Below are 21,957 nucleotides of genomic sequence, written 5' to 3' on the forward strand. Positions count from 1 at the left end.
CCTTTAAAGAAAGTAGAGTGCAGCGGCGCATGCGTTCGCGTGCAACAGCCTGGCGACCTCTACCTGAAAGATCAGTCGCTCAACAGCAGCGCTGACTATGACGCTCGATTGATCTATGAAAGTGAGAGCGTTCTGTGGCTTCAGGTCAATTTCAAGTCATTGAGCCTGTACCAAGCCATGCTCTCGGCGTTGGGCGACAGCGACTATAGATGTCTTGAGGATGGTGATGACGATGAAGAGGTGCCGCTCAAGGAAGCGTTTTGCATCGTGCGTCAGAGCAAATAGACAGGCCATGGTTAAAGGAGTGACAACATGAAAGACGTCATTCGCTTGGGCGACTCCACCACTCACGGTGGCAAGGTCCTCGAAGCGTTCTCCCGGACCGACCTCAACGGCAAGCCGATTGCCGGCCAACACCGCAACACCTTCCAAGAGACGGATTCGATAAATGAGTATACCCACTAAGCAGCAAGCCTATGCCAAGACCAAGTTGCTCGTAGAGGCTATTGAACGGCGTGACCAGTCGACCCTAGAAAGTGATTTTGGAATATCCAACGTGGTTGCTGTTGAGATTTACGAATCTATCGATGATTACTTCGACAAAGGAACCAATATATCCATTGCACCTCAAGGAAAAGCTTTTGATGCAAGCGCACAGCACCGTACTTTCATTGATACATATGAAACTAACGGCAAAGCTCTCGGATTAGAATGTGTCCTTTTTGCCAATGGCGAACCCAGCGAAGCGATTCTTTATCTTGAGGTTTCCGAAGGCAATGGACAATTAATGGTTTATTATAAATACATAGGTTCCTGATAGCTGAAGCTTCGCAGGCCAGACGTCTGCGCAAGCGCGCTGGTCAATATATAAACTCGCTTAACTGCTGCTGTGATCAATAAGTTAGCGGAGAGATATAGATGTTTAATGAATTGGCTTTTACCCAAGAGTCGCCTACGACAGCTGATGCCTATGCAGGTGGAGGAGTCTATCTGCCGAGTGATGTGGTTTGGCCTCAATCGACAAATGGACAGCCACTTACACATTTTATCTCTTTTCCCGGTGCATGGTTTTCCGATGCGCTAGTAGATGAAACTTATTGGGTCTCGGTATTTATACCGTACCTATCGGGAGAGGTTGGGCATTACAGAAAACTAAGAGTCATCAATGGGGTGTCCAAAGCCGTTGTTATAGGGTATTTCCGATCAAGCGAAGAGCGGAATGAAGCGTCTAATAAAATACTGGATTGCGGAAGAATCCTGCTTTTGTCGAATCCCGATTCTGATGATGATGAAAATTTGGCGTCTAAACTCGATGGTGTAGATGCTTGGTTGCAGGCACCTATATCATCAAGTATAGGGCGCAGACGGCTGTCTATTTATGGTGGGGACTTAGATATTTCTCTCCCCAATAACAAAGGTATACTATCTGATGGTATGGGCTATCTTTTCCTGGATGATGAATTTTCAGGAAAAAAAGGAACCGGGTGCGGTAGTTTTTTTCTCCAGCTAGGTTAGTCGAACGGTTCTTTAAAGCAGCCATGACGGGGGGCAGCCGTTACTGTGCCAAAAGTTAGCGAGACTTGTTGGGGCGGATTTGTTTTTGCATAATTTTTGCACTATATAAATATGTCACCTTTAACATGATTCTGTAAGTCATGTAAAAGAGCCATGGGTAGGCTAGGAATGGAAGATGGAGCCATACAATGATTGATAGTATAGAAGTTAAAGAGTTTGATGATCTGGAAGAACAGTTGCTTGATGCGAATGTTTCTTATGGGGAGATGACGTGTGAGTACGCTAGTTATCTAATGGGCCTTATCCAAAGTGGTGAATTAAAAACCATTGCTGCCAGCAAGTTGGAAAAGTTGGTGCCGTTCCTGGAAGAGGCTATCTTGCGCGAGCGTATCGAAAGTGATGAGGTACTTCGAAAGAAGCTCACGGTCGATCTTTGGAGAATGGAGCAGCGAAGTTGTAAGGAAGATGAAGATTTCGCAAATTTCATCCGAGGTGTGCTCTATTGCTATGGGACAGAGGAAGTTTGGGAAGAGGAGGGGGATGGTCCAACCCCTATCTATCTTTACTTTTTGATTCTGAAAAAAATATTGCCAGGGCTGAGGAAAGATTTTATTAGTAGTTTTAATCGATTCCTTGAGGGGCGCAGCTAATTCGCCCTCTGTTGTTTTGCCGGGCTCAGATAAAAATTAATAATTGGGACGGATTTATTTTTTGCAATGAGTTATGAATGCAAGCTGGTGTTCGACGACGACGACGACGACGACACCACCTCCGCCAGCAAAGTAATGAAGGAAGTAGAGGGCAGCGGCGCATGCGTTCGCGTGCAACAGCCTGGTGACCTTTACCTGAAAGATCAGTCGCTCAACAGCAGCGCTGATTATGACGCTCGATTGATCTATGAAAGTGGAGTAAAAAGTAGTCTGTCCCCTTTGAAATTAAGAATGAGTAAGCATGGTCGTCCTCAGTTGCGCAACGGTAAAGAGAAGTCTTTTTACAAAGAAGGGTGCTGCAAATGAATATGGATTCTTATAGAAGAGAAATTCTTTATAGAAAGTCTCAGGGGAAAAGAATGCTGAGCCAATATCAAGTAAAGATAGAGTCTCTTTTAAAGCTGCCTTTTGATGAGTTGCTGCTTTTAAGTTTGGCGGAAACAGATAATATAATTGCAGAGCTGATGACGATGCGCGAAATTTCTTGCGCGCGCAAAGAGTGTTCATTATCTACTGAAGCGTTTAATTTTGTCCTGTCGGTAATCGAGGACCGAAAATACTACTTGCTGATAGATGAAGATTGGAAATGCTGTGGGGCATACATGGTCGAAAGCGGTGCTTCTCTATGCGCGAGTTTCGATTTTGACGAAGCCACAAGCGACGAGATTAGATTGATTAGTACTGACCTTTCCACGCTAATCTCTATTGATTACAGTGAGATTTGCGGCGAGAAAGTTTTTGAATGCTGTGTAAAAACATATCAGCAATTTTAAAGAGCTAGTCGACATTAAAAATACAAATTCATCTGGGGCTGGCTACATTTTTAAAAATTGTTTAAGCGGAGTCTGTGCATACCAGACTCCACGGTTTCAGGCCGTTCGATGCATTGGCGTGGTACCAGATGCGCACATCAGTCAGACGTTCATGGTAAAAGACACAAAAAGTAAGCGTGTTGATATCGAAGTGATAACTGGCAACGCTTTTGTGGAGTAGCAAAATGTTCAATGATTATCTGGATAATAAAGATTGCTATCTCGAGTTGGAGCGGAGTCTTTATGATTATTTTCGATTGAAGCTTCAGATGAGCCAAGTTGGTGCAGAGGCATTTAAAGTGCCTTATTACAATTCTTATTTTTCAAATGGCTTGCCGTTTATGGACGGTAATCCAATTTTCTCGGCGAAAAATGAAGTCAATGGACAGGTCCTCAGAGTTGTATTGGCTGAGAATGTTCATGAGCTTTGTTCATATCGTGATAAGGAAGCAGGGTGTGAGCTAGTTATAATCGGCAATCTAGCCCTGCTGGAAGAAATAAAGAAAAAAATTTCCGCTTGGATCAGCGCTCAATAGCTTTTCGGGAGTCGGAATTGCTTGCTGTCGTCAGCTGAGAAGACGCACTTCGATATTTTAGAATAATGGGGTAATTGCACAGCAAAGTACGGACCTAGTGCGTAAGCATGATGCTGACGTTTATGGGGGGGGTATGACAGGGAAATACAAAGGTCCGCCAGGTAAAGTAATACCAATGAAAAACATGACGTGCCGAAAGTCTTGAGGTTGGAGCTGATGATTAACAGTGCTGATGATTTTAAGTGTTATGCGGAAAGCAAAAATGAGATAGAGAATGCAAGAATAAATGAGGCTGCGACAGAGGAAGTATGGCTAGAGGTTGTCTCGAAGTACCCCGAGCTTTCACGCCTGGTTGTTGCGAATGGATCGATTTCTACTGATGTGCTCGAGAGGCTCTCACTAAGCGACGACGTTGATGTTCGCTGGGATGTTGCAATGAAGAGGCGTATCAATAGAAGCACTTTCGAGAGACTGGCAACTGATAAGTCTGTAGTGGTTAGACATAGAATTGCATGCAACCCGAAGGTGCCAGAAGATTTACTGATTCTACTTGCTGAAGATGAAAATGAAATGATCGCCGAGGCCGCAAAAAAAAGACTCTAAAAAGAATTTCCAACTGGCGAAATGATAGGCCAAGAGAATCTCTCGGTGGAATAATTGGGGGCATTTTTCATTTTTTTGCATTTTATAAATCTGTCACCTTTTACGTTGTCACCTTTTACGATCATCTTTAACGGCGTTTAGAATGAGATTTAAAGATCTTTACAGTAAAATAATTAGCAAGGAACCGTATAATGATATGGATATTTTCTTTGCGAACTATGAGAATTTTGAAGAGATTCCGCTTGTATCCAGATATAGCCGCTTAAAATGCTTGGAAGAGGAGATGAGCAGCGACGGGGTTTCTGATTTTCTAACTGGGTTTGCTGCGTTTCTTTTGAGTACTTTGAGATTGTTGGATGCGTCAAGAGGCAATGGTGTTTTTTTTGCAATTACTTTTACAGATTTTGAAGGGGGCGAGGAGCAGGGTGTCCTCGTGCCTAATATATTTATTTATCCAAAACCAGCCTCGGTAGGTTTTTTGGAAAAGATAAGAGAAAGCCATAGCGGACTTGCGTCGCAGGAGATTAAAAAAGTTAAAAGACATTTTTCTAACTGCGGATTAGAAGCTGCTTTTGACTTTTATGAGAGTAGGTTTTATGACGCGGTTTGCGGTGAGGATGTCGTAAGAGTCTTTGCTGTTTTTAAAGATCATAACTCTCCCCCTATTCATGCGAAGAACAAAAATGGAGAGAAGAAAGTGTTCACATGCCGGGGAGGAATATAACGTGGTGAATTACAGGATTTTATATTGGAGAGAGCGGTTTTGTGATTTTAGAAAGTCCTCCAGTCAGCGCGTCAACGGAATTCCTGCCAAAAAAAATGATGACTTTGCGTTGGTGAGTTCTGTTGATAGAGAAGGCGCTGTTGGATTTGATAGAGCTCCCCAGGGGCGTGTCGCGATCAATGCTCTGATTTCCAATTGTTATTTTATTGATATTGATGGGAGACTGCAGCCGCCATCGAGTAGGAAGTTGGGTTATATGCCGCTGTTTATCTTTAGAGATAAAGATAAACAGTTCGAGAAGGCAGTGAGTGCTCATGGTGAGTATGAAAAGAATTATAAAAAATACAAAGTGTTATCAAGGCATCGAGAGGTCGAAAGGCCTGTCCCAACAATCCTGACTAAGTTTCTTTTTGATGGCGAACTGTCAATGGATAAAGAAGTATATGAGTTCTTGGTCGGCGCGTGTCATTATGTGGCGGTCGCCAAGATCTCAGGTGAATATGGATTTGGTGCGTTTGATGTTTTCTCAGAAGATTTAGAGTTCTTTTTTGATGAGTTTCGCTTGTTTGCAGGTGACGCAGCGGAGTGGGTAGCGGTTGAGAAAGCTTCTGACTTGATAGTTTTTTGATAGTGCTAAAGCGTATGGATGGTAAACGTGAACCCGGATTGCTATCGTCCTGTTGAATGCCATTGACATCAAGGACGTTGCCAGCAGCGGTGCATTGAGCAAAGATTTTATGATTTCTACGACGTTTTACGAGTTATTTGATTCTTTCATGGGGGGAGCGCGAGATCTTCATCCCAAAAAAATGGGTGTGGACAGCTTTTCCAGATCAGAACTTGTGGGAAATAGCTACGAGCTAGTGGGTGATGCATCAGATTTTCATTTTTATGAAAAGGCATACGATGTGCCATATCATAATCGTAAAGTGATAATTGTATTTAAGTATTATTTCAGCGGTGAAGTGAGCCTTGGGGCAGGCCTTTCTGTAGGCGACGGAGTGAGGCTTACAGCGCTTCTGAAAAAGCTACTGATGGCTGTAAGCCGACAAAACTTAGACGATTTACAGTTGAGTTTCTTTTTTTCGGACGACAGACGTGAGGGAGCTGTCATCTTTGATGATCGGCTGGTCGTGCGTTTTGATCAGTGGGGAGCGCGAAACGCTTATACGGTTTCGACATTTGAGTGTGATTTTGTTGGGAGTGAGCTGTTTGGGGCTATAGCCAAAAATGCAGTTAAAGATTCCTTGGAATCAGTCAGCCAGAGTGTTATGAAAGTAGAAGTCGAGGCCGGTGATAAGCCAAGTGCTTATCTTCGTTTGGTTAAAATTCTACAGAAGTATTTTTGGTAGTTTCCAGAGCGCATTCAGATGATCTTCGGGTCCGGTGCTTGGCTTATGACAGCGGTCATCTTTTAGCATTGCGCCTTAACGAACATGAACTAATGGATTGCGAATGCGACGACATGCATCAAGGATCTTAAGTGGAAAAGGTTTTTTTTAGATTGGCGGTAACGGATGACTATCCACCTGTCTCTAGCGAAAGTGTCTGGGCAGAGCGATTGGCTTCCGGTGCATTCATTGTGAGGAACATTCCGTTCTACTCGAAGGATGCTTGTCTTGATGACGAGGTGCTAGTCAAGCCCGGTACCGACGGTGAGCATTATTTTGAACGGGTTATCACGAACAGTGGTAACAGCACAATCAGGATCGTTTTTTTTGATGCGGGAAAAGCACACGTATCCGCTGTCTTGGGTTCACTGGTCAACATTGGATGCACCTGGGAAGGAATGAGCAAATACTTCTTTTCTGTGAATATTCCGGCTGACGTTCCCCTTGATGAAATGATAGAAAAATTGGCCGATGGTGAGGAAAAGGGGTGGCTGGATTATGAATATGGGCTACTCCGTCAGTAAAGATTCTCAACTGTTCAAACAACGGAATAGGAGACTGTATTTAAGGGCTGAATACTCTGTGGAAAATACGAATCCAGAGGTTCATGCTCACGGTCACTTCAAGACAAGGAAGACTGAAATATTAGTTAACAAGGGAAGGGGCTCAGAGTGATAGTGCGCGGGGTAGCGTCTCTGAACTCACGCGGAAAGAAAAGGACTGCCTTCGGGATCAAGATTAAATCTATGGAAAAATTAACTAAATTCACTGTGTACGGAACCGATATCGGGAGTGGTGAAAGTATCCAGCTTGATGAGGTTTCGATTCATGCGGATCCACAAACGATTAGAGAGCTTGGTGTTTTTCTAATTAATGCGTCATATGAAATGTCTGCGAATGGCCTTGAACATATGCACCTTCAAGATGTGGTCAAAGACTTCGACCATGAAGCGAATGTGGACTTCATAGCACTGAATAGCTGTTTGGTGAAAGTTGTATAAGTGTGAGAGTCAGTCGTAAAGTTGTCAACTTTAACGACGGTAAGTTCTCTAGCCAAAAGAGTGATGAATTTAAGGTCGGCTTCGCATGAATCAAATTGATTTTAAGAGATATAATGTTGGCGCGATTGTTCGGCCGGCTGACAATTCCGAGGCGCTTAAGCAGCAGGTTGGATTTTTGATAAAGGTTTTGGATGCATTGGGTATTACATTTTCTGACTGTGAGAATGATCCTCTGCTTCTTGCTAAAGACTATGTGGACGGGAGGATCCCAATCGAAAGCTGTAAGATCGAAGCTTCTGTTTGGTGGGACAAAATCGATGAGGACGGAGCAATACGAAACGTGCAAGATAGGGAAATATTGCTGGCGAGACTAGCTATTTGCCTGCTGTCAAATGATGAAGATGATATTTCTGTAATGGGAGATAATCTTTCGTGGTTTTTTGAAGTGTTGGGTTTTTTGAAGGTGGACATGAAAACACCTATTAAGATGATGATTGAATACTTTGAATTTAAATGATATTTGACATTGGTAGGCTGAGGGGCTGAAGGTGGCGAATCAAGAGAGTCGTGGAGTTAATGATTTCGAAACACTTGGAGTCCACCATGATTAGTCATGAGAAAATTGTTAATTTTTCAGATCTGTTGAGTAAAGGTAAAGCTGAAGCCGATGCAACTCGGAACATAATGAAGTTCATGTGCGCGGGCGTCGGTATGGTTCTTCAGGACGAAGAAGTGTCCCCTGTTGTCAACGGTGCGTTTACAGCTGCGCACAGATACTGGTTTGAGGGGGGAGAAAATAAAAAAGAGGTGAATGCTGCCAGGGTCAAATGTTGGGATTTTCTGGAGACGAAGGGGCGCGATGTCGATATTGAAGATAACGAGGACGCTGCCATAAGAGCCTTATTTTGCGTCATGTATCCTGACAGAGTTTCCGATGAAGATTTTGTGCAGGAGTCTTTTGAGTGGTTTTTCGAGATGATCAACAGGATTGGCGATTTCAGTCGGGCGTTCGAACAGCTAGCCACAAAAGCAGCTCTTGATGGAGAGTCGAACTCAAGAGGGCCGAAGCGTTGAAATAGCCAGACGGCGCCTTTTTAAATCGTACGTTGTTGTTACCAACACTGATTGTGACCGGATGCTGAACATGCCCCCGCTGATCGAACTTACCGAAAGCCTGCGTCCACTGTTTCTCGCCGCAGGCTGGCCCACTACCAGCACCGAACCACTGCCGGTTTTCGTCCCACCTGAACACCCGGCCGCGGCCTTGATCGAGCAACTTGCCGGGTTGCGGGTGGGCACCTGCGGCGCAGGTGAGGAATGCGCTACCAGTGATGTCGAATTCGGCACCTTTGAACATCTGCATGGGAGCGAAGAGTTCCTTGAGTGGCAGCAACGCCTGGGCAGTACCTTGGTGAGCATCGCCGAAGTCCAGCACGGCCACGGCGCGCTGTTGATGGACGAGCGCGGTCGCTGCTACGTCTTGAGCCTTATCCATGACGCACTTTGGATGCAGGGACGTGACTTCATTCAGGCCATGGAAACCCTGATATTCGGGCGCAAGGCCCTTGAGTGGTGCGAGTCCCCATGACTTGGTGAGTGTAAAGAGTTCGTCTGTCTGTTGGTGCTGATACGATTTTGACCCCGTCGGCTGATGTTGAATGACTCATCTGCAGCCTCTGCTATATCAAGCAAGGCCATCGCTTACATCAATGCTTTTCCAGTGAAACAGGAACTGATATGCAATGCCCGACTTGTGGCGAGTACGGTGATCTGGCCATCGTTAAAGTAAAAAAAACAAGCGAAGAAGTCCTCGTCTGTACCGAATGCGATTCACTGTGGAAAACAGTTGAGGCAGAGCATCTCGGCGAAACCGTTCTGGACGTATCCGACTTTCTGGCAGAGCGCAATCTTGCGTCTGATTGGGGCGAGCTGGAGTTATTGCGCAGAGTCTGACGAGAACTTTCGCCAGGGCTTCCGATCGCAGGTGCTTGGCTCGCCGGACGTGCTGGTGGTCTGAGCCACCTCATCCGTCAAAGGAGTGACAACATGAAAGACGCCATTCGCTTGGGCGACTCCACCACTCACGGTGGCAAGGTCCTCGAAGCGTTCTCCCGGACCGACCTCAACGGCAAGCCGATTGCCGGAGTCGGTCACAAGGTCAGTTGCCCGCTGTGCAAAGGGGTTTTCCCGATTGCCGAGGGCAGCAGCACTTACACCGTGGACGGCACCCCCATCGAGCTGGACGGTATGAAAACCGCCTGTGGGGCGGCGCTGATTGCCAGTGGCCCGAAAGGTGCCGTAATCAGCTGAGTCTCTGAGTTTCTTTTACCCCTGTTTGCCCCGGTCGATATTCAGAGTGGGCAGCAGCTAGTCCAGGGGTTCAAAAAATAAAAAGATCGCAGCCTGCGATCTTTTGCTTTTACTTCGCGGAGAACTTCAACACCACGTTCTGGGTGTAGGCCTGACCGGGATCCAGTCGGGTGCTCGGAAAGTTCGGCTGATTCGGCGAGTCCGGATAGTGCTGGGTCTCCAGGGTGAACGCGCCCCAGTGCGGATAAACCTTGCCTCCCTTGCCCTTGACCGTGCCGTCGAGAAAGTTGCTGGTGTAGAACTGCACGCCCGGTTCATTGGTGAACAGCTGCAAGTGGCGACCGGATTGCGGGTCGCTGACTTCGGCGGCGAGTTTGCTTGCGTCCCCTTTGGTGTCCAGCGCCCAGTTGAAGTCGAAGCCGCCGTGTTTCGGTTCGGCGAATTTCAACTGCGGGTGATCGGCCTTGATGTGCTGGCCGATGGCGGTGGGTTGGGTGAAGTCCATTGGCGTGCCGGCCACGGGGGCCAGTTCGCCGGTCGGGATCAGTTTGGCGGTGACCGGGGTGTAATGGCTGGCGTGCAGGGTGGCGACTTGCTTGAGGATGTCGCCATTGCCGGCGCCGGCGAGGTTGAAGTAACTGTGGTTGGTCAGGTTGAGCACCGTCGGTTTGTCGGTGCTGGCCTTGTAGTCAATGCGCAGCTCGTTGTTGTCGGTGAGGCGGTAGGTGACTTCGGTGGTGAGGTTGCCGGGGAAACCCATTTCGCCATCCGCCGACAGGTAGGTCAGGGTCACGCCGACCGAATCCTGGTCCTTGGTTTCCTTCGCCTTCCAGACTTTTTTGTCGAAGCCCTGAGTGCCGCCGTGCAAGGCATTGGTCTTGTCGTTCTGCGGCACTTGATAGCGTTTGCCGTCGAGTTCGAAGGCGCCATCGGCCAGGCGATTGCCGAAGCGGCCGATGGTCGCGCCGAAGTACGCGGTGCCTTTCTGGTAACCCTGCACATCGTCGAAGCCGAGGACGATGTCGTCGAATTTGCCGTGTTTGTCCGGCACCTGCAGCGCCTGCAAGGTCGCGCCGTAGGTGATGACCGTGGCCTGCATGCCGTGGCTGTTGCGCAGGATGTATTGTTCGACGAGCGTGCCGTCATTGGTTTTGCCGAAGGCTTTGTGTTCGCTGGTCAGGCCGGCGGCCTGGGCGGAGAGGGTGGCGATCATCAGGGACAGTCCGAGGCCGCAGAGTGAGTGTCGGGATTGAAGCATGGTTGACCTTCCATTTTGTTGTTGTTTTGAAAATCGTTAAATAGTCATGCTAATTATCGTGTGAATGGAAATTTATAGCGGATTAAACGTTTATTGCAAAAATAAAGTCCGACTAAATTGAAGAGGCAACCCGCGCCGAAGGTCGGGAAATCGCTGCGGCACTGCACTTTTGCGAAATCCCCGGCTCTATCCATGGCCAGGTTGCGGTGACTCCCGCCGCACAGGAATGTGTCCTTCAAAGAATTCATGTCGAGAGTTTTTCGCCCAATCGCTGCATTTATTCATCGCCCGTGCCTGTTGCTGGCCTGCCTGTCGACGCTGTTGCTCGGCGGCTGCAGCCATCAGGACGGCAACAATTTCATCAACCAGATGCGCGAGGGCAGGCCTCAGGAGTTTCTCCAGTCCAGCGTCGATCGCATGGCCACGCTGGCGATGCGAGACAACCTCGACAGCCTCTATCGCTTGATGGGCAAGTTGTACTTGCGCAACCCGGACGAGCTGCGCAAATCCGGCTTCCTCGACATTCGCACCGCGGTCAAGCAGGTGCGGCTGGCGATCGAACAGCAGCAGCCTTTGCCGACGCTGGGCGGCAAAAAAGATCTCGCAGCGTTGAGCTATGCGATGAGCCCGGAGTTTCTCGGTGACCGGGTCGGTGCGTTTATCTATGCGATCGGCAGCATGCTGGTCACCGCCCACGGCAACCGCACCGAGTTCTACATGACCGACGAGATCAACCCGACCTTCGTCAACAACGCCGCGCGCAACATCGAGAAAGCCACGTGGATCCTCGCCCAGCGGCAGAACAAGGAAGGTCAGCCGCTGCTGTTCTCCAACGAGATTTCCGAGGAGGGCAGCAATCTGAGCTTCGCCACGGAGTTCGGCAAAGTCGTGGCGCGTCTGGACTTGCTGACCCAGATGCTCGACGAGCGCTACCGGCGCATCGGTTTGAATTACGCCCAGAGCCTGCTGTTTTTGAATTTTTTACCAGTGCAGTAAAAGTGTCGGACCGACTCTCTTTTATTGGTTGGGGAGACGGCAGACGACACTCGCGATTTTTTGATCGTAGAATTTCAGGTTGATGAAAACATGGCCTGGGTAGTCGATGATTTGATAGGCGAAATACTGCGGGTTCAGGCCATGGCTTGGAAACTCTTCAAAATCGCAGTGCGCCAAGGCAATCAGGTCGAGAATTTTTTCGCGTGCCTCAGGTGTCGCACTTTCGTCGATGCCCAGAAAGAGAGGGTGAACTGCAAGCACCGAGTCAATTTTCTGTTCCTCTTTCGTGTGATGGTGATAGACACCCTTGGCAATTTTTTCGAGTGCCTGTTCGATTACCTCGAAATTAACTGGCCCGGTCGGATGCTGGATGTACTGTTTTGGCGCGACTTTTTCTATGCCGAAACGGCCAATGATCTGACTGTCCTTCTTAACGTGGCGAATAATCCCTCGCACAGTCCGCTGGAGTACTTCCGGGTGTACGCCAGCTGAGGTCCCGACCAGCATTTGCATGAGTTGCTCATCAATGTGAGATTGATCAGGGTTGTGTTCGGCGCAGGAAGGCACAGTGATCAGATCTGCCAACCCTGCATCTTCGCCTTTGGGGAACAGGCAGCGTGGGGGGACATGCTCCCGTCCTTCACTCGGTTTGTCACAGCAATAACACGTCTCTTCAGTGGTGCTCGCTTGCATTTCTTCTTCCTTGGAATGTTTCAGTGGGTGACAGCCTTCACATACTGAATGGTGTGCCTGTGACTAGTGGCTGAATGATGGCGTTGCCGAGCATGTCACAGGACTTTCTCTACAAACCACTATCCGAAGGTATCAGGACGATCCATGGTCCATCGGTTGCCTGATCGGTTGCCGTTGCCCATGAAAAGTTGATGAATGAAAAAGAATAACGATAGATCCTATCGATATAGGGCGTTATAAGAAAACTGGTTATGCTGCGGGCCGGATTTTCCTGTGGTTCGTCTGGACGTCTTAATGGAATTGGCAAATTTCGGCCTGGTGATTGCCGGGCTGGTCGTGGGGTTCATCGTCGGCATGACCGGTGTCGGCGGCGGTTCGTTGATGACGCCGATCCTGCTGTGGTTCGGCATCAATCCGGCCACGGCCGTGGGCACGGATCTGCTGTACGCTGCCATCACCAAATCCAGCGGTGTGCTGGTGCACAGGAAGAACAAGAACATCGACTGGGCCATCACTGGCTGGCTGACCCTGGGCAGTGTCCCAGCGGTGGCGATGACCTTGTGGTTCCTCAGCACCCTGCACACCGCGCCGGACGCGATGAACGCGATCATCAAGCAGGCGCTGGGTTTTGTGCTGTTCGCCACGGCGCTGGCGATTCTGTTCAAGAAACGCCTGCTGGAATTCGCTCACAAACGTGCCGGCGGCAACTACAACCCCAGCGGTGCACGCCTGAATGTCATGACCGTCATCACCGGTCTGATCCTCGGCACCATGGTCGCCCTGACCTCCATCGGCGCCGGCGCCCTCGGCACCGTCGCATTGTTCATCCTTTATCCGCTGCTGCCGACCCGCCGTCTGGTCGGCACCGAAATCGCCCACGCCGTACCGCTGACCCTGGTCGCCGGCCTTGGTCACGCGAGCATGGGCAACATGGATTGGGGCGTGCTGGGCTTTTTGTTGATCGGCTCGTTGCCGGGCATCTGGCTCGGCAGCCACCTGACCGGGCGCGTCTCCGATGAACTGCTGCGCCCGTGCCTGGCGACCATGCTGGTGCTGATCGGCTACAAACTGGCCTTCTGATCGGCAGGCAGCCATGAGCGAAACCACATTCCATTGCAATGGCCGCCTCGCCATCACGGTCGAGCCCCGGGAAATACGCATGAGCCACTGGCTCTACGCGCCACTCGTCGTCGATCGGCAGCGCCAGCAGACGCTGCTGGACTTGAGCGACAGCCAGTGGGATCTGATGTCCACCAGTAAAGAAAGCGACCACGGCATCGAGTTGTTGTTGCGCAAGTATCCGGGCGACAAGCCTGCGGTGACGTTGAGCCTCAGCCTCGATGACGGAATAATTCGGCTTGACGGCCGATGCGTTGATTCATCCGGGCTGGAAGCGGCGCTGAACCAAGCGATCACTGGCTGATAGAACGTTTCATCACCGTCACCGGCAAGCCGTCGTATTCCATTTCTTCCACCACCTCCCAACCCAGTCGCGCATACAGCGACTGCGCCGCATCGGTGTACAGGTACAACTGTGGCAGGCCCAGCGCGGCGGCTTCCTCGACGATGCGGTTGACCAGTTGCGAGGCGATCCCGCGGCCACGCTGTTCGGCCTTCACGTAGACCCCGGCCAGCCACGGCGTCAGTTGCGGACGCGAGTCCATGTCGCTGTCGATCAGCAGCGCACCGCCGAGCAGTTTTCCGTCTTCGATCGCCACCACCACGCTGGGGATCGCACCTTTGCCGCAGGCGGCGCGCATACGTTCGGTGCGGCTGGCGAGGGTGTCTTCGGGTTTGTACTCACCCCACTCCTTGAAGTTGAGCTCGGCCAGTTCTTCAATCAGTTCGGGGTGATCGCACAGGTAGTCTATGTGCATGGGGCTTGAACTCCGTTTCATCAGCAGGACAAACACCCTAATGCGGTCATGAAAGGTAATCAAATGCACGACATGATCGAGCGCATCCGGTTGCGCAAAATCGTTGCTGACCTACGCTTTGAACAAGGCGAAACATATTTGCCGGGTAACCCCGGAACAATCGCCACGATGCGCAATCATTAGAGCGTGGATATCAAAAGGAGATGCGCATGCTCATCAGGTCACTGACCCTGACACTCTTGCTGGCGATTGCCGGCCCCCTGTTCGCTGGCGACAACGATTCCCCGCTGGACGTCGACAAAGGCAACTACCGTCCCTTGATCGTGATCGCCAGCAGTACGGTCGACCCTGTCTGGCTAGGCCTGAAAAAGTCGCTGGAAGATCCGGCCAACAAGCAAGGCATCGCCGACCGCAAGCTCAAGGTCTACACCATCCTCAACATGTTCGGCCAGCTCGACGGCAAGGACCTCGGCCAGCAGGACACCATGGGGCTGTTGCGCTCGTTGAAGCTGGGTGCCGGGGCTTACCCGAAAATTTTCCTGGTGGGCAAGGACGGGGAGACCAAGCTTTCCGTTTCAGGTGACGAGGCGAAATCGGTCGACCTGAAGAAAGTCTTCGACACCATCGATGCACTGCCTGCCGCCGAGAAAGAACTCGCAGCGCCGCCTCCAGCACCGGTGGCCGCTGAAGCGGCACCCACCAAAGGGACGAAGGGCGGCAAACCGGCGAAACCCGCGAAGCCAGCCAAACCTGCGGAAATGCCGGATGATTGATGGCGTGAGTCGAATGACCTGAACAAAAAATGGCGAACGGTTTTATCCGTTCGCCATTTTTATTGCCCGGCCATTACCAGTTGAAGCGATACCCGACATTCACCGCCCAGGGCTGTTCGATATCGTTGCCTTTGACGTACTGCCCCTCGACATACACCTGATGGTTTTGCGCGGCCGTCAGCATCAATCCGCCCCCCAGCTCCGCCCGTGAGCCCGGCAGCTGGCTGTCCAGCCGTGCGCCGTTGACCTTCACGGCGCTGTCGCCGGCATGTTCAGTCACCCAGGCGGCTTTGACGTACGGCTTGATCCGCAGGCCCTTGTCCAGTTGCAGTTCGCGCCCGAACAGACCGCCGACCCGGCTCTGCACCGAGGTCATTGCATCCTGTTGCACCTCCAGTCCGTTGCTGGCGGTGTAACCCGCGCCGCTGATGCGCGTCACTTGCATGCCGATCTGAGGTTCGACGAACCAGTCCCGCCCCAGATCGATGACCTTGCCGATCTGCGCCTCGGCACTCAGGGCGTGGTTGTTGTAACGGGCCTTGACCGGTTCACCGAGGTTGCTGATGATCTTGATCTCGTTGTCCAGCCGCGAATATTTCAGGGCACCGTCGACATACAACCCGCCCTGATCCTGATAGCTGGCGTAGGCACCGAGTGTGGTGCTGTCGATCGTGCCCTTGCTGCGCTCACCGAAATCCTGGCGGCCCTGACCCTGGCCGAACAGGGCTCCGACGTACAGCGTGCCATTGGCCATTGGCAGCGCCTGGTCAGCACCGATTTCCATGCCGTTGGCCTGCTGCCGGAAGGCGCGACTGGTGCGAGTGTCCAGACGTTGTTCGGCGCCGTAACCGCGAGCCCAGATGCCGCCCTGATCCTTGCCCGAACGCAAATCCGAAAAGTGCTGTCGGGTGCTGCCGTTCTGTGCGTCGAGCAATGCGGCGGTGGCGGCCTGACTGGCGATAGCGGCGTTCGCGCCTTTACTGAGCGTTTGCGGTTGTGGCTGCGGTGTTGCTGGCGGCTGAATCACCAGCGGTTGCACCACGGTTTCGGGCTGGCCGTCGACGGGGGGAATCTGCGGCTCCTGAATATTTTCATCCGGCGTACTGATCGCCGGTTTGCCCAGGTACCAGTCATTCCCCTGTTTTTGCAGCGAATAACGGTAGGCTCCGGCATCGACCGTGCCACCGAACAGCTGGAAGTCTCCGCTGCCGCCGTTGCCCTCGACCAGTTTCAGAGACTGCTGTGTGCCACTCGGCGCGTTACCGGAGTCGGCCACCACCAAGGTGTGCAGATCGCTGATCGAGCCTTGTACCTTGAGCAGGTCACCACGCAATGAGGCCAGATCGGTGTTCATCGCGAACGTCCCGGCGCCGTTCAGCGGACCGTTGATGGTCAGGGTGTGGAATGCTCCGCTGATGGCGGGGTCGGCAAACTCGACGCGGCCGTCGACGCGGTTGGCGCCGCTCAAGGTTGCATCGCCTTTGAGGCGCAGCATCGCACCGTCGTTCAGGGTGGTGTCGCTCGCAGCGGCTCCGGCGCCCAGTACCATCAAACCGCCCTGATTGACCGTAGTGCTGGAAACCGATGTGCCAGCCACACTGGTCATCGTGCCGCCCTGATTGATCTCGGTTTCGTCAGCCGATGCGGCGTCGTTGATCGCCAGTTCGCCTCCGGCATTGACCGTGGTCTGCTGCGCATGGCCGCTCTGATAGACCGTCATCAAGCTGTTGGCGACGCGGGTGTTTTTGGCCAATGCATCGCCGTAGACATACATCTGGCCACCGTCGAGCCGGGTGTCGCTGACCGCCGCATTTTGCGTCACTTCAAAAAAACCGTCGTTGACCCGGGTCGTCAGCGCCGTGGCGGAACCGGTCAATAACAGTATGCCGTTATCCATCACGGTGTCGGCGAGCTTCGCGCTGTCCTGGGCGTGCAGCCTGCCGCTGTCCTTGATCGTGGTGCCGCTGGCCACGCCGGCATCCAGCAACCGAATCTCCCCGAGGCTTACGGTGCTGTCGCTCAGCATTGCGTCGGTGCCGGCATAAACCGTCGAGCCGTTATCGACCAACAGGTTGGCCTGTGGCGAGGTCAGGCAAGGCACGCTGTCGCAACTGGCCGCCTGCGCGACCATGGGTAACGCACCCAGCGCCAACATTGCACCCGATATCGAAACCCGAGAAAACCGCATACCCGACACAAACATGATGATCCGCCGACAACAGGGAGAAGAGGCGGCGAATTCTGCGCAGGCGAGGGGGCGGGGTAACGCAGGCACTTCCCAAGTTTTTGTAGGAAGCGTCCTACACAGAGGCGCTGTGCAAGGCCATTTGCAGGTGTGACTGCAAACGCTTCATCTGCTGCCCGAAAGCTTCAAACAACCGATGCACTTCCTGGCGCGTGGTGCTGACTTCACAGGTCGACTCCAGTTGTTCGCACGCAGCGATCAACGGCGCGGCGTGAATGATCCGCGCGCTGCCGAGGATCTTGTGGCAGCAACGTTTCATCCCCGGTAAATCGCCGGCCTGAAACAACGCCTGCATCGCCTCGAAATCTTCCTGATTGGTGCGTAATACCGTCGCGAGCAGTTGCCGGGTAAGGCTCATGTCTCCCGCCGTGATAGCGGTGACTTTCGACAATTCGAAACACGGCGCGCTTGCCTGCCGGGTTTGTTCGGCATCGCGCAGATAACGTTCCAGCGCATCACGAGTCAGCGGCTTGAACAGGCAATCGTTCATCCCGGCATCGAGGCAGCGCTGGACTTCCTCAGATTGGGCATTGGCGGTCAGCCCCAGTACATGGGTGGGAGCGCGCCCCTCGGCGGCTTCGATGGCGCGTAACTGGCGGGTCATCCTGTCGCCGTTGAGCAGCGGCATGTTGCAGTCGGTGATCAGGTAATCGAACGTGTCTTCGCGCCACAGGCGCAGGCCTTCGATGCCGTTTTCGGCGCAGGTGACACGCATCCCCAGTGATTCCAGCTGACGCTGCAGCACCACGCGGTTGAACTCGTGATCCTCGACGATCAACACGTGGCGTGCGGGCAGCGGTGGCAGGTTTTCGTTGTCGATTGCCGGTTGCAACTCGTCATCCGGCAATCGCTTGAGCTGCAGGTCCAGGGTGAAACACGCGCCCTGTCCGGGCTGGCTGTCGCAGGTCAGACGGCCACCCATCAATTCGGTCAATTGCCGGCATATCGACAACCCGAGACCGCTGCCGACTTGCCCATCGTCGGCCTCGAACTGGGTGTAAGGCTGGAACAGGCGTTCGCGCTGCTGTTCGTCCAGGCCGATACCGGTATCGCGCACCGTCAGGTGCAGTCGGGCAAGGTCGCCGTCGGGCACAAGGCTCAGTTCGACCGTGACTGTGCCCTTGGCGGTGAACTTGATCGCATTGCTCAGCAGGTTCGAAAGAATCTGCCGAAAGCGCAGAGAGTCCAGCTCCACGGCGCTGTCGGCGTTGTCGCTGATGAAGTTCAGTTCGAGGTTTTTCTGTCGGGCCAGGCTGGCGAATCCTTGCAGCACTGTGCGCGCCAGCCGTTCGGGATGGCAGCGGCTGTTGCGCAGTTCGAACTGCCCGGCTTCGATCTTGGTCAGGTCAAGAATCTCGCCGATCAACTCCATCATGCCGCCGGCGGATTGCCGGGCGATGTCGATCAGTTCGGTGTCGTCCGGGCGCGGGGCGTGCTGGTGGCGCAGCAGTTCAAGCACGCCGATCAGCGCGCTCATCGGTGTGCGGATTTCGTGGCTCATCACCGCCAGGAAGTGGCTCTTGCCCCGGTTTGCGGCCTCGGCCTGATGCTTGGCCGCGAGCAAGGCGTGTTGCAGATGTTGCTGTTCGGTGAAGTCGATCCAGCCGCCGATCACTCCGGTCATGGTCCCGTCGGAATCGCGGTAGGGCAGGGCCCAATGGTAGATGTGATAAGTCTTGTCCTTGACCGACATGGTGAAGTTGTCGAACGACGGTTCGCCGCTTTCCAGTGTCGCGCGGTGGATGCGTTTGTACTGGTGGGCAGTGTCCAGCGGCAGTATGTTTGCCTCGATCAGCCCCTTGTTCAGCACCTGCTGCGGCTCGACTTCCATCACCTGCAGATACGCGCGGTTGCAGCTCAGCAGCAGACCTTTGCGGTCGCGCACGTAGATCGGATGCGGCGTGCCGTCGACCAGCACCTGCATGAACAGCAATTGATCACTCAAGGCTTTTTGCGCTTTTTGCCGCTCGGCGATCTGCCGGCGCAGGCCGTGGTTCCACGCCAGAATGGCCAACAGCACCGTCAACAGCGCGAGCACCGCGCGCAAAATCCAGTTCTTGTACGTGCTCCAGTCGTCCTGGCTGTCTTGCGAATTCTGCCAGCGATTGGCCAGGTCGCTTAACTCATCCGGCGCGATATCGAGCAGTGCCTTGTCGAGGATCGAGATCAACATGGCGTTCTGTTTGCCGCTGGAAAAACCGATCAGCGCCGGTTGCGCACCGAGTACCGAGTCGATTTGCAGGCGGCCGCGGAAGAAGCGATCGATCAGATACGCCGCGCCCATCTGCGGCTGTATCACGCCATCGACCTGGCCTTCGGCGAGCAGTTCGTAGGTCTCGATCGGTGTGTCGACCTGCACGGTGCGGATGTCCGGCCATTCACGCTCCAGCCAATTGGCGGCGGCCGAATCCTTGATGATCGCGACCCGTTGCCCCTTGAGACCGGCCAGGCCCGATCGTTCCGGTTGCGTGCGGGTGACCAGCACGAACGGGTTGATCACGTAAGGCCGGGAGAACGTCAGGCGCTCGTCGCGCCGGGCGCTGTAGGTCATCGCACCGATCAGGCTGGGCGGGTCCCGTTGCGCGCGGCCGGTCATGGCGTCGACGGAGGACATCTTGCTCGGCCGGAACGTCAGGCCGGTGCGGTCGTTGATCGTCTCCAGCAGGTCGGCCGCCATGCCGCGCAACTGGCCTGCGTTGTCGAAGAAACTGAACGGTGAATAGCGATCGTTGGCCAATACCTCGATCTGAGGATGATCCTTGATCCATTGCTGTTCGGCGGCCGTCAGTTGCAGGCGGTTGTAACCGAGTTTCGGGTTGGCGCCGATGCCCCAGCGTCGGGCGATGACGGTGCGCTCCTGAGGCGTGATCTTCGCCATCGCGGCATTGAGCAGGCTCAACAATCGCGCATCATCCTGTTGCACGGCGAAGCTGAAACCCAACCCCTCGGAGTCCCGTTGGATGGTTTGTTTCAGGCTCTGCTGGTAGCTGCGTTCGAGCAGGTACTGCGCGGTGATCGCATCGGTCAGCAGCACCGTGCCTTCACCGTAGGCCACCAGACCCAGACCTTGCTGAGTCGAATCGACGGCTCGCAGCGGATGACCCTGAAACAACGATGCCACCCGTTCTTCGGTGATCCAGTCCTGATCGAACAGCACGGTGGTGCCGGCGGGCAACCGATCATTGGGCCAGTGGGTGCCGAAGTGGCTGATCAGCACGGCCTGATCGTAAGCGTAAGGCGCGCTCAGGCGCAGATCGCTGTAGTTCGCCTCGAGGTGATTGATCCGTGGCACCAAATCGACTTCGCCCCGTTGCAGTGCGGCGAGGGCATCCGCCTGGTTGGCATATGGCTCGATCTCGACCCGCAAGCCAAGGCTGCGCGCCAGCAGGTCGAGGTAATCCGCCGACAGCCCTTCGTAATCCTTTTGATTGGCGGTGCTGTCCAGCGGTGGTCGATCCGGCGCATACACCCCGGCACGCAGCACGTTTTTGCTGGCCAGCCATTGGAGTTGGGCACTGGTGAGGGACAATGCGACCTGATCGTCGCCAGCGCGGCTGAGCAGGGTCAGTGGCCCGGCATTCGCTGCCAGTGCCAGCCATGTCAGGGTCAACGCGCTCAGCAGTCGCCCGAACCTCATAGTTCAGACCAGGTGATTGCGTTTGGCGAAATCGATCAGCTCAAGCAACGTGCCTGCGTTGAGTTTCTGCATCAGACGCGTCTTGTAAGTGCTGACGGTCTTGTTGCTCAGCAGCATGTCATCGGCGATCTCCTTGTTGCTTTTGCCCTGGGCCAGACCGTGCAACACCTTGAGCTCACGTCGCGACACGCCATCGAGCAGTTGCGCATCGTCCCGGGCAAAATCGCTGGACCGCACCGAGTTCAGCGCATTGACCGGAAACCACGTCTTGCCACTGGCCACCGCTTTGAGCGCGGTGATGATCTCCACCGGATCATCGACCTTGGACAAAAACGCCGACACCCCGGCTCGCAGGCATTGCGCCGCATAGGCCTGACTTTTCAAACCCGTGTGCACTAGCACATGAGCCTTGCTGCCGCCGATGCGCAAGCGGTCGATCACCGCCATGCCGTCGAGCTGCGGAATATCGAGGTCGAGCACAATCGCATCGGGCTTGAGTTCGAACGCCTTGCTCAACGCATCTACGCCGTTGTCACACTCACCGACAATTTCATGGCCCTCGCGGACCAGAATCATCCCTATCGCCATGCGTACAACCGCGTGATCATCGACCAACAGCACTTTCATGGATCAATCCTCAGGCCCAGTTTCAGCATAGTCCGCGGGGGCTGATGAACCCGGCGGATCGGATGCGTGGTGGGAGGCGATGAAAAAAAGAGGCGGATCCTACAAGGTTTGCGAGGGGAAGCAATGGGATGTGTCGCGCAGAGGTATTTTTGGCGCTGGGGTGTATCTTTTTGTCAGGAGTGGGTGAGGGAGTGCTTTTCAAATCCTTAAAAAACGGGCGACCCTCTCAGGTCGCCCATTTTTCAGTGC

Annotated in this window: 28 protein-coding genes and 1 pseudogene; 23 read left to right on the forward strand and 6 right to left on the reverse strand. The window is 53.3% G+C overall.

The window, feature by feature from the left end:
• The first annotated feature begins 39 nt into the window (after positions 1-39).
• The 19 genes and pseudogenes from AC07VV_RS19860 to AC07VV_RS19950 all read left to right on the forward strand — a co-directional run bounded on the left by AC07VV_RS19860 (position 40) and on the right by AC07VV_RS19950 (position 9,602).
• Positions 40-285: a hypothetical protein gene (locus AC07VV_RS19860; RefSeq protein WP_495037221.1), complete on the forward strand. Its 246-nt coding sequence runs from the start codon at positions 40-42 to the stop codon at positions 283-285.
• Positions 286-312: 27 nt separating this feature from the next.
• Positions 313-411, forward strand: a pseudogene (locus AC07VV_RS19865) (PAAR domain-containing protein); the annotation flags it as partial.
• Positions 412-448: 37 nt separating this feature from the next.
• Positions 449-817 carry a hypothetical protein gene (locus AC07VV_RS19870; protein WP_495037222.1) on the forward strand — a complete coding sequence of 123 codons (369 nt, stop codon included), beginning with the start codon at positions 449-451 and terminating at the stop codon, positions 815-817.
• A 101-nt stretch (positions 818-918) separates the two neighbouring features.
• Positions 919-1,515 (forward strand): hypothetical protein, encoded by a 597-nt coding sequence (locus AC07VV_RS19875; RefSeq protein WP_495037223.1) that lies wholly within the window; start codon positions 919-921, stop codon positions 1,513-1,515.
• Between the two features lie 188 nt (positions 1,516-1,703).
• Complete coding sequence (locus AC07VV_RS19880) at positions 1,704-2,165, forward strand: hypothetical protein (protein WP_495037224.1); 462 nt, start codon at positions 1,704-1,706, stop codon at positions 2,163-2,165.
• A 66-nt stretch (positions 2,166-2,231) separates the two neighbouring features.
• Complete coding sequence (locus AC07VV_RS19885) at positions 2,232-2,531, forward strand: hypothetical protein (RefSeq protein WP_495037225.1); 300 nt, start codon at positions 2,232-2,234, stop codon at positions 2,529-2,531.
• Positions 2,528-2,998: a hypothetical protein gene (locus AC07VV_RS19890; RefSeq protein WP_495037226.1), complete on the forward strand. Its 471-nt coding sequence runs from the start codon at positions 2,528-2,530 to the stop codon at positions 2,996-2,998. Before AC07VV_RS19885 ends, AC07VV_RS19890 begins: the two co-directional genes overlap by 4 nt.
• Before the next feature lie 224 nt (positions 2,999-3,222).
• Complete coding sequence (locus AC07VV_RS19895) at positions 3,223-3,573, forward strand: hypothetical protein (RefSeq protein ID WP_495037227.1); 351 nt, start codon at positions 3,223-3,225, stop codon at positions 3,571-3,573.
• Positions 3,574-3,789: 216 nt separating this feature from the next.
• Positions 3,790-4,176 (forward strand): hypothetical protein, encoded by a 387-nt coding sequence (locus AC07VV_RS19900; RefSeq protein ID WP_495037228.1) that lies wholly within the window; start codon positions 3,790-3,792, stop codon positions 4,174-4,176.
• Positions 4,177-4,318: 142 nt separating this feature from the next.
• Positions 4,319-4,900 carry an Imm15 family immunity protein gene (locus AC07VV_RS19905; RefSeq protein ID WP_495037229.1) on the forward strand — a complete coding sequence of 194 codons (582 nt, stop codon included), beginning with the start codon at positions 4,319-4,321 and terminating at the stop codon, positions 4,898-4,900.
• A gap of 4 nt (positions 4,901-4,904) precedes the next feature.
• The gene (locus AC07VV_RS19910) at positions 4,905-5,528 is read left to right on the forward strand and encodes a hypothetical protein (protein WP_495037230.1); all 624 of its coding nucleotides are present in this window, start codon (positions 4,905-4,907) and stop codon (positions 5,526-5,528) included.
• 52 nt (positions 5,529-5,580) lie between these two features.
• Positions 5,581-6,252 (forward strand): hypothetical protein, encoded by a 672-nt coding sequence (locus tag AC07VV_RS19915; protein WP_495037231.1) that lies wholly within the window; start codon positions 5,581-5,583, stop codon positions 6,250-6,252.
• A 131-nt stretch (positions 6,253-6,383) separates the two neighbouring features.
• Positions 6,384-6,815 (forward strand): DUF4265 domain-containing protein, encoded by a 432-nt coding sequence (locus tag AC07VV_RS19920; protein ID WP_495037232.1) that lies wholly within the window; start codon positions 6,384-6,386, stop codon positions 6,813-6,815.
• A 222-nt stretch (positions 6,816-7,037) separates the two neighbouring features.
• Positions 7,038-7,292 (forward strand): Imm32 family immunity protein, encoded by a 255-nt coding sequence (locus AC07VV_RS19925; protein ID WP_495037233.1) that lies wholly within the window; start codon positions 7,038-7,040, stop codon positions 7,290-7,292.
• A gap of 85 nt (positions 7,293-7,377) precedes the next feature.
• Entirely contained in the window at positions 7,378-7,809 is a 432-nt protein-coding gene (locus tag AC07VV_RS19930; protein WP_495037234.1) for a hypothetical protein, read from the forward strand.
• Positions 7,810-7,895: 86 nt separating this feature from the next.
• Positions 7,896-8,366, forward strand: a complete 471-nt coding sequence (locus AC07VV_RS19935; RefSeq protein ID WP_495037235.1) for a hypothetical protein — start codon at positions 7,896-7,898, stop codon at positions 8,364-8,366.
• A 70-nt stretch (positions 8,367-8,436) separates the two neighbouring features.
• A complete protein-coding gene (locus AC07VV_RS19940; protein WP_495037236.1) occupies positions 8,437-8,880 on the forward strand; it encodes an SUKH-3 domain-containing protein in 444 nt (147 codons plus the stop codon).
• Between the two features lie 149 nt (positions 8,881-9,029).
• Entirely contained in the window at positions 9,030-9,245 is a 216-nt protein-coding gene (locus tag AC07VV_RS19945; protein WP_495037237.1) for a hypothetical protein, read from the forward strand.
• Between the two features lie 93 nt (positions 9,246-9,338).
• Entirely contained in the window at positions 9,339-9,602 is a 264-nt protein-coding gene (locus tag AC07VV_RS19950) for a PAAR domain-containing protein (RefSeq protein WP_495037238.1), read from the forward strand.
• A 109-nt stretch (positions 9,603-9,711) separates the two neighbouring features.
• Here the strand turns inward: AC07VV_RS19950 and AC07VV_RS19955 are convergent, their stop codons facing one another.
• Positions 9,712-10,860 carry an aldose epimerase family protein gene (locus tag AC07VV_RS19955; RefSeq protein WP_495037239.1) on the reverse strand — a complete coding sequence of 383 codons (1,149 nt, stop codon included), beginning with the start codon at positions 10,858-10,860 and terminating at the stop codon, positions 9,712-9,714.
• A 246-nt stretch (positions 10,861-11,106) separates the two neighbouring features.
• Here AC07VV_RS19955 and AC07VV_RS19960 point away from each other — a divergent pair, with 246 nt between their 5' ends.
• Positions 11,107-11,856: a hypothetical protein gene (locus tag AC07VV_RS19960; RefSeq protein WP_495037240.1), complete on the forward strand. Its 750-nt coding sequence runs from the start codon at positions 11,107-11,109 to the stop codon at positions 11,854-11,856.
• 21 nt (positions 11,857-11,877) lie between these two features.
• Here the strand turns inward: AC07VV_RS19960 and AC07VV_RS19965 are convergent, their stop codons facing one another.
• The gene (locus AC07VV_RS19965) at positions 11,878-12,549 is read right to left on the reverse strand and encodes a hypothetical protein (RefSeq protein WP_495037241.1); all 672 of its coding nucleotides are present in this window, start codon (positions 12,547-12,549) and stop codon (positions 11,878-11,880) included.
• 294 nt (positions 12,550-12,843) lie between these two features.
• Here AC07VV_RS19965 and AC07VV_RS19970 point away from each other — a divergent pair, with 294 nt between their 5' ends.
• Together AC07VV_RS19970 and AC07VV_RS19975 are read left to right on the forward strand one after the other, a co-directional pair.
• Entirely contained in the window at positions 12,844-13,629 is a 786-nt protein-coding gene (locus AC07VV_RS19970; protein WP_007951595.1) for a sulfite exporter TauE/SafE family protein, read from the forward strand.
• A 13-nt stretch (positions 13,630-13,642) separates the two neighbouring features.
• Positions 13,643-13,972: a hypothetical protein gene (locus AC07VV_RS19975; RefSeq protein ID WP_495037242.1), complete on the forward strand. Its 330-nt coding sequence runs from the start codon at positions 13,643-13,645 to the stop codon at positions 13,970-13,972.
• On the opposite strand, the gene AC07VV_RS19980 is transcribed toward AC07VV_RS19975, so the two are convergent.
• Positions 13,962-14,426 (reverse strand): GNAT family N-acetyltransferase, encoded by a 465-nt coding sequence (locus AC07VV_RS19980; protein ID WP_495037243.1) that lies wholly within the window; start codon positions 14,424-14,426, stop codon positions 13,962-13,964. The two genes, AC07VV_RS19975 and AC07VV_RS19980, sit on opposite strands and share 11 nt — an antisense overlap.
• Positions 14,427-14,635: 209 nt before the next feature.
• On the opposite strand from AC07VV_RS19980, the gene AC07VV_RS19985 reads away from it, so the two are divergent.
• Positions 14,636-15,199: a DUF4174 domain-containing protein gene (locus AC07VV_RS19985; RefSeq protein WP_495037244.1), complete on the forward strand. Its 564-nt coding sequence runs from the start codon at positions 14,636-14,638 to the stop codon at positions 15,197-15,199.
• Positions 15,200-15,272: 73 nt separating this feature from the next.
• On the opposite strand, the gene AC07VV_RS19990 is transcribed toward AC07VV_RS19985, so the two are convergent.
• The 3 genes from AC07VV_RS19990 to AC07VV_RS20000 form a co-directional block, all read right to left on the reverse strand.
• On the reverse strand, positions 15,273-17,330 hold the full coding sequence (locus AC07VV_RS19990) for an autotransporter outer membrane beta-barrel domain-containing protein (RefSeq protein ID WP_495037245.1): 2,058 nt from the start codon (positions 17,328-17,330) through the stop codon (positions 15,273-15,275).
• A gap of 169 nt (positions 17,331-17,499) precedes the next feature.
• Complete coding sequence (locus tag AC07VV_RS19995; protein WP_495037246.1) at positions 17,500-21,081, reverse strand: ATP-binding protein; 3,582 nt, start codon at positions 21,079-21,081, stop codon at positions 17,500-17,502.
• A 3-nt stretch (positions 21,082-21,084) separates the two neighbouring features.
• Positions 21,085-21,708: a response regulator gene (locus tag AC07VV_RS20000; protein ID WP_495037247.1), complete on the reverse strand. Its 624-nt coding sequence runs from the start codon at positions 21,706-21,708 to the stop codon at positions 21,085-21,087.
• Positions 21,709-21,957 lie beyond the last annotated feature (249 nt).

The organism is Pseudomonas sp. GW821-FHT02C04, from assembly GCF_059421845.1.

Excerpts from the sequence above, each read along its gene's own strand:
- AC07VV_RS19935 (WP_495037235.1), top strand. The coding sequence starts at position 7,896 with ATGATTAGTCATGAGAAAATTGTTAATTTTTCAGATCTGTTGAGTAAA.
- AC07VV_RS19960 (WP_495037240.1), top strand. The coding sequence starts at position 11,107 with ATGTCGAGAGTTTTTCGCCCAATCGCTGCATTTATTCATCGCCCGTGC.
- AC07VV_RS19885 (WP_495037225.1), top strand. The coding sequence starts at position 2,232 with ATGAGTTATGAATGCAAGCTGGTGTTCGACGACGACGACGACGACGAC.
- AC07VV_RS19895 (WP_495037227.1), top strand. The coding sequence starts at position 3,223 with ATGTTCAATGATTATCTGGATAATAAAGATTGCTATCTCGAGTTGGAG.
- AC07VV_RS19870 (WP_495037222.1), top strand. The coding sequence starts at position 449 with ATGAGTATACCCACTAAGCAGCAAGCCTATGCCAAGACCAAGTTGCTC.
- AC07VV_RS19900 (WP_495037228.1), top strand. The coding sequence starts at position 3,790 with ATGATTAACAGTGCTGATGATTTTAAGTGTTATGCGGAAAGCAAAAAT.
- AC07VV_RS19970 (WP_007951595.1), top strand. The coding sequence starts at position 12,844 with ATGGAATTGGCAAATTTCGGCCTGGTGATTGCCGGGCTGGTCGTGGGG.
- AC07VV_RS19950 (WP_495037238.1), top strand. The coding sequence starts at position 9,339 with ATGAAAGACGCCATTCGCTTGGGCGACTCCACCACTCACGGTGGCAAG.
- AC07VV_RS19955 (WP_495037239.1), bottom strand. The coding sequence starts at position 10,860 with ATGCTTCAATCCCGACACTCACTCTGCGGCCTCGGACTGTCCCTGATG.
- AC07VV_RS19930 (WP_495037234.1), top strand. The coding sequence starts at position 7,378 with ATGAATCAAATTGATTTTAAGAGATATAATGTTGGCGCGATTGTTCGG.
- AC07VV_RS19965 (WP_495037241.1), bottom strand. The coding sequence starts at position 12,549 with ATGCAAGCGAGCACCACTGAAGAGACGTGTTATTGCTGTGACAAACCG.
- AC07VV_RS20000 (WP_495037247.1), bottom strand. The coding sequence starts at position 21,708 with ATGAAAGTGCTGTTGGTCGATGATCACGCGGTTGTACGCATGGCGATA.
- AC07VV_RS19875 (WP_495037223.1), top strand. The coding sequence starts at position 919 with ATGTTTAATGAATTGGCTTTTACCCAAGAGTCGCCTACGACAGCTGAT.
- AC07VV_RS19990 (WP_495037245.1), bottom strand. The coding sequence starts at position 17,330 with ATGGTCGCGCAGGCGGCCAGTTGCGACAGCGTGCCTTGCCTGACCTCG.
- AC07VV_RS19985 (WP_495037244.1), top strand. The coding sequence starts at position 14,636 with ATGCTCATCAGGTCACTGACCCTGACACTCTTGCTGGCGATTGCCGGC.
- AC07VV_RS19905 (WP_495037229.1), top strand. The coding sequence starts at position 4,319 with ATGAGATTTAAAGATCTTTACAGTAAAATAATTAGCAAGGAACCGTAT.
- AC07VV_RS19925 (WP_495037233.1), top strand. The coding sequence starts at position 7,038 with ATGGAAAAATTAACTAAATTCACTGTGTACGGAACCGATATCGGGAGT.
- AC07VV_RS19880 (WP_495037224.1), top strand. The coding sequence starts at position 1,704 with ATGATTGATAGTATAGAAGTTAAAGAGTTTGATGATCTGGAAGAACAG.
- AC07VV_RS19995 (WP_495037246.1), bottom strand. The coding sequence starts at position 21,081 with ATGAGGTTCGGGCGACTGCTGAGCGCGTTGACCCTGACATGGCTGGCA.
- AC07VV_RS19940 (WP_495037236.1), top strand. The coding sequence starts at position 8,437 with ATGCCCCCGCTGATCGAACTTACCGAAAGCCTGCGTCCACTGTTTCTC.
- AC07VV_RS19945 (WP_495037237.1), top strand. The coding sequence starts at position 9,030 with ATGCAATGCCCGACTTGTGGCGAGTACGGTGATCTGGCCATCGTTAAA.
- AC07VV_RS19975 (WP_495037242.1), top strand. The coding sequence starts at position 13,643 with ATGAGCGAAACCACATTCCATTGCAATGGCCGCCTCGCCATCACGGTC.
- AC07VV_RS19980 (WP_495037243.1), bottom strand. The coding sequence starts at position 14,426 with ATGCACATAGACTACCTGTGCGATCACCCCGAACTGATTGAAGAACTG.
- AC07VV_RS19890 (WP_495037226.1), top strand. The coding sequence starts at position 2,528 with ATGAATATGGATTCTTATAGAAGAGAAATTCTTTATAGAAAGTCTCAG.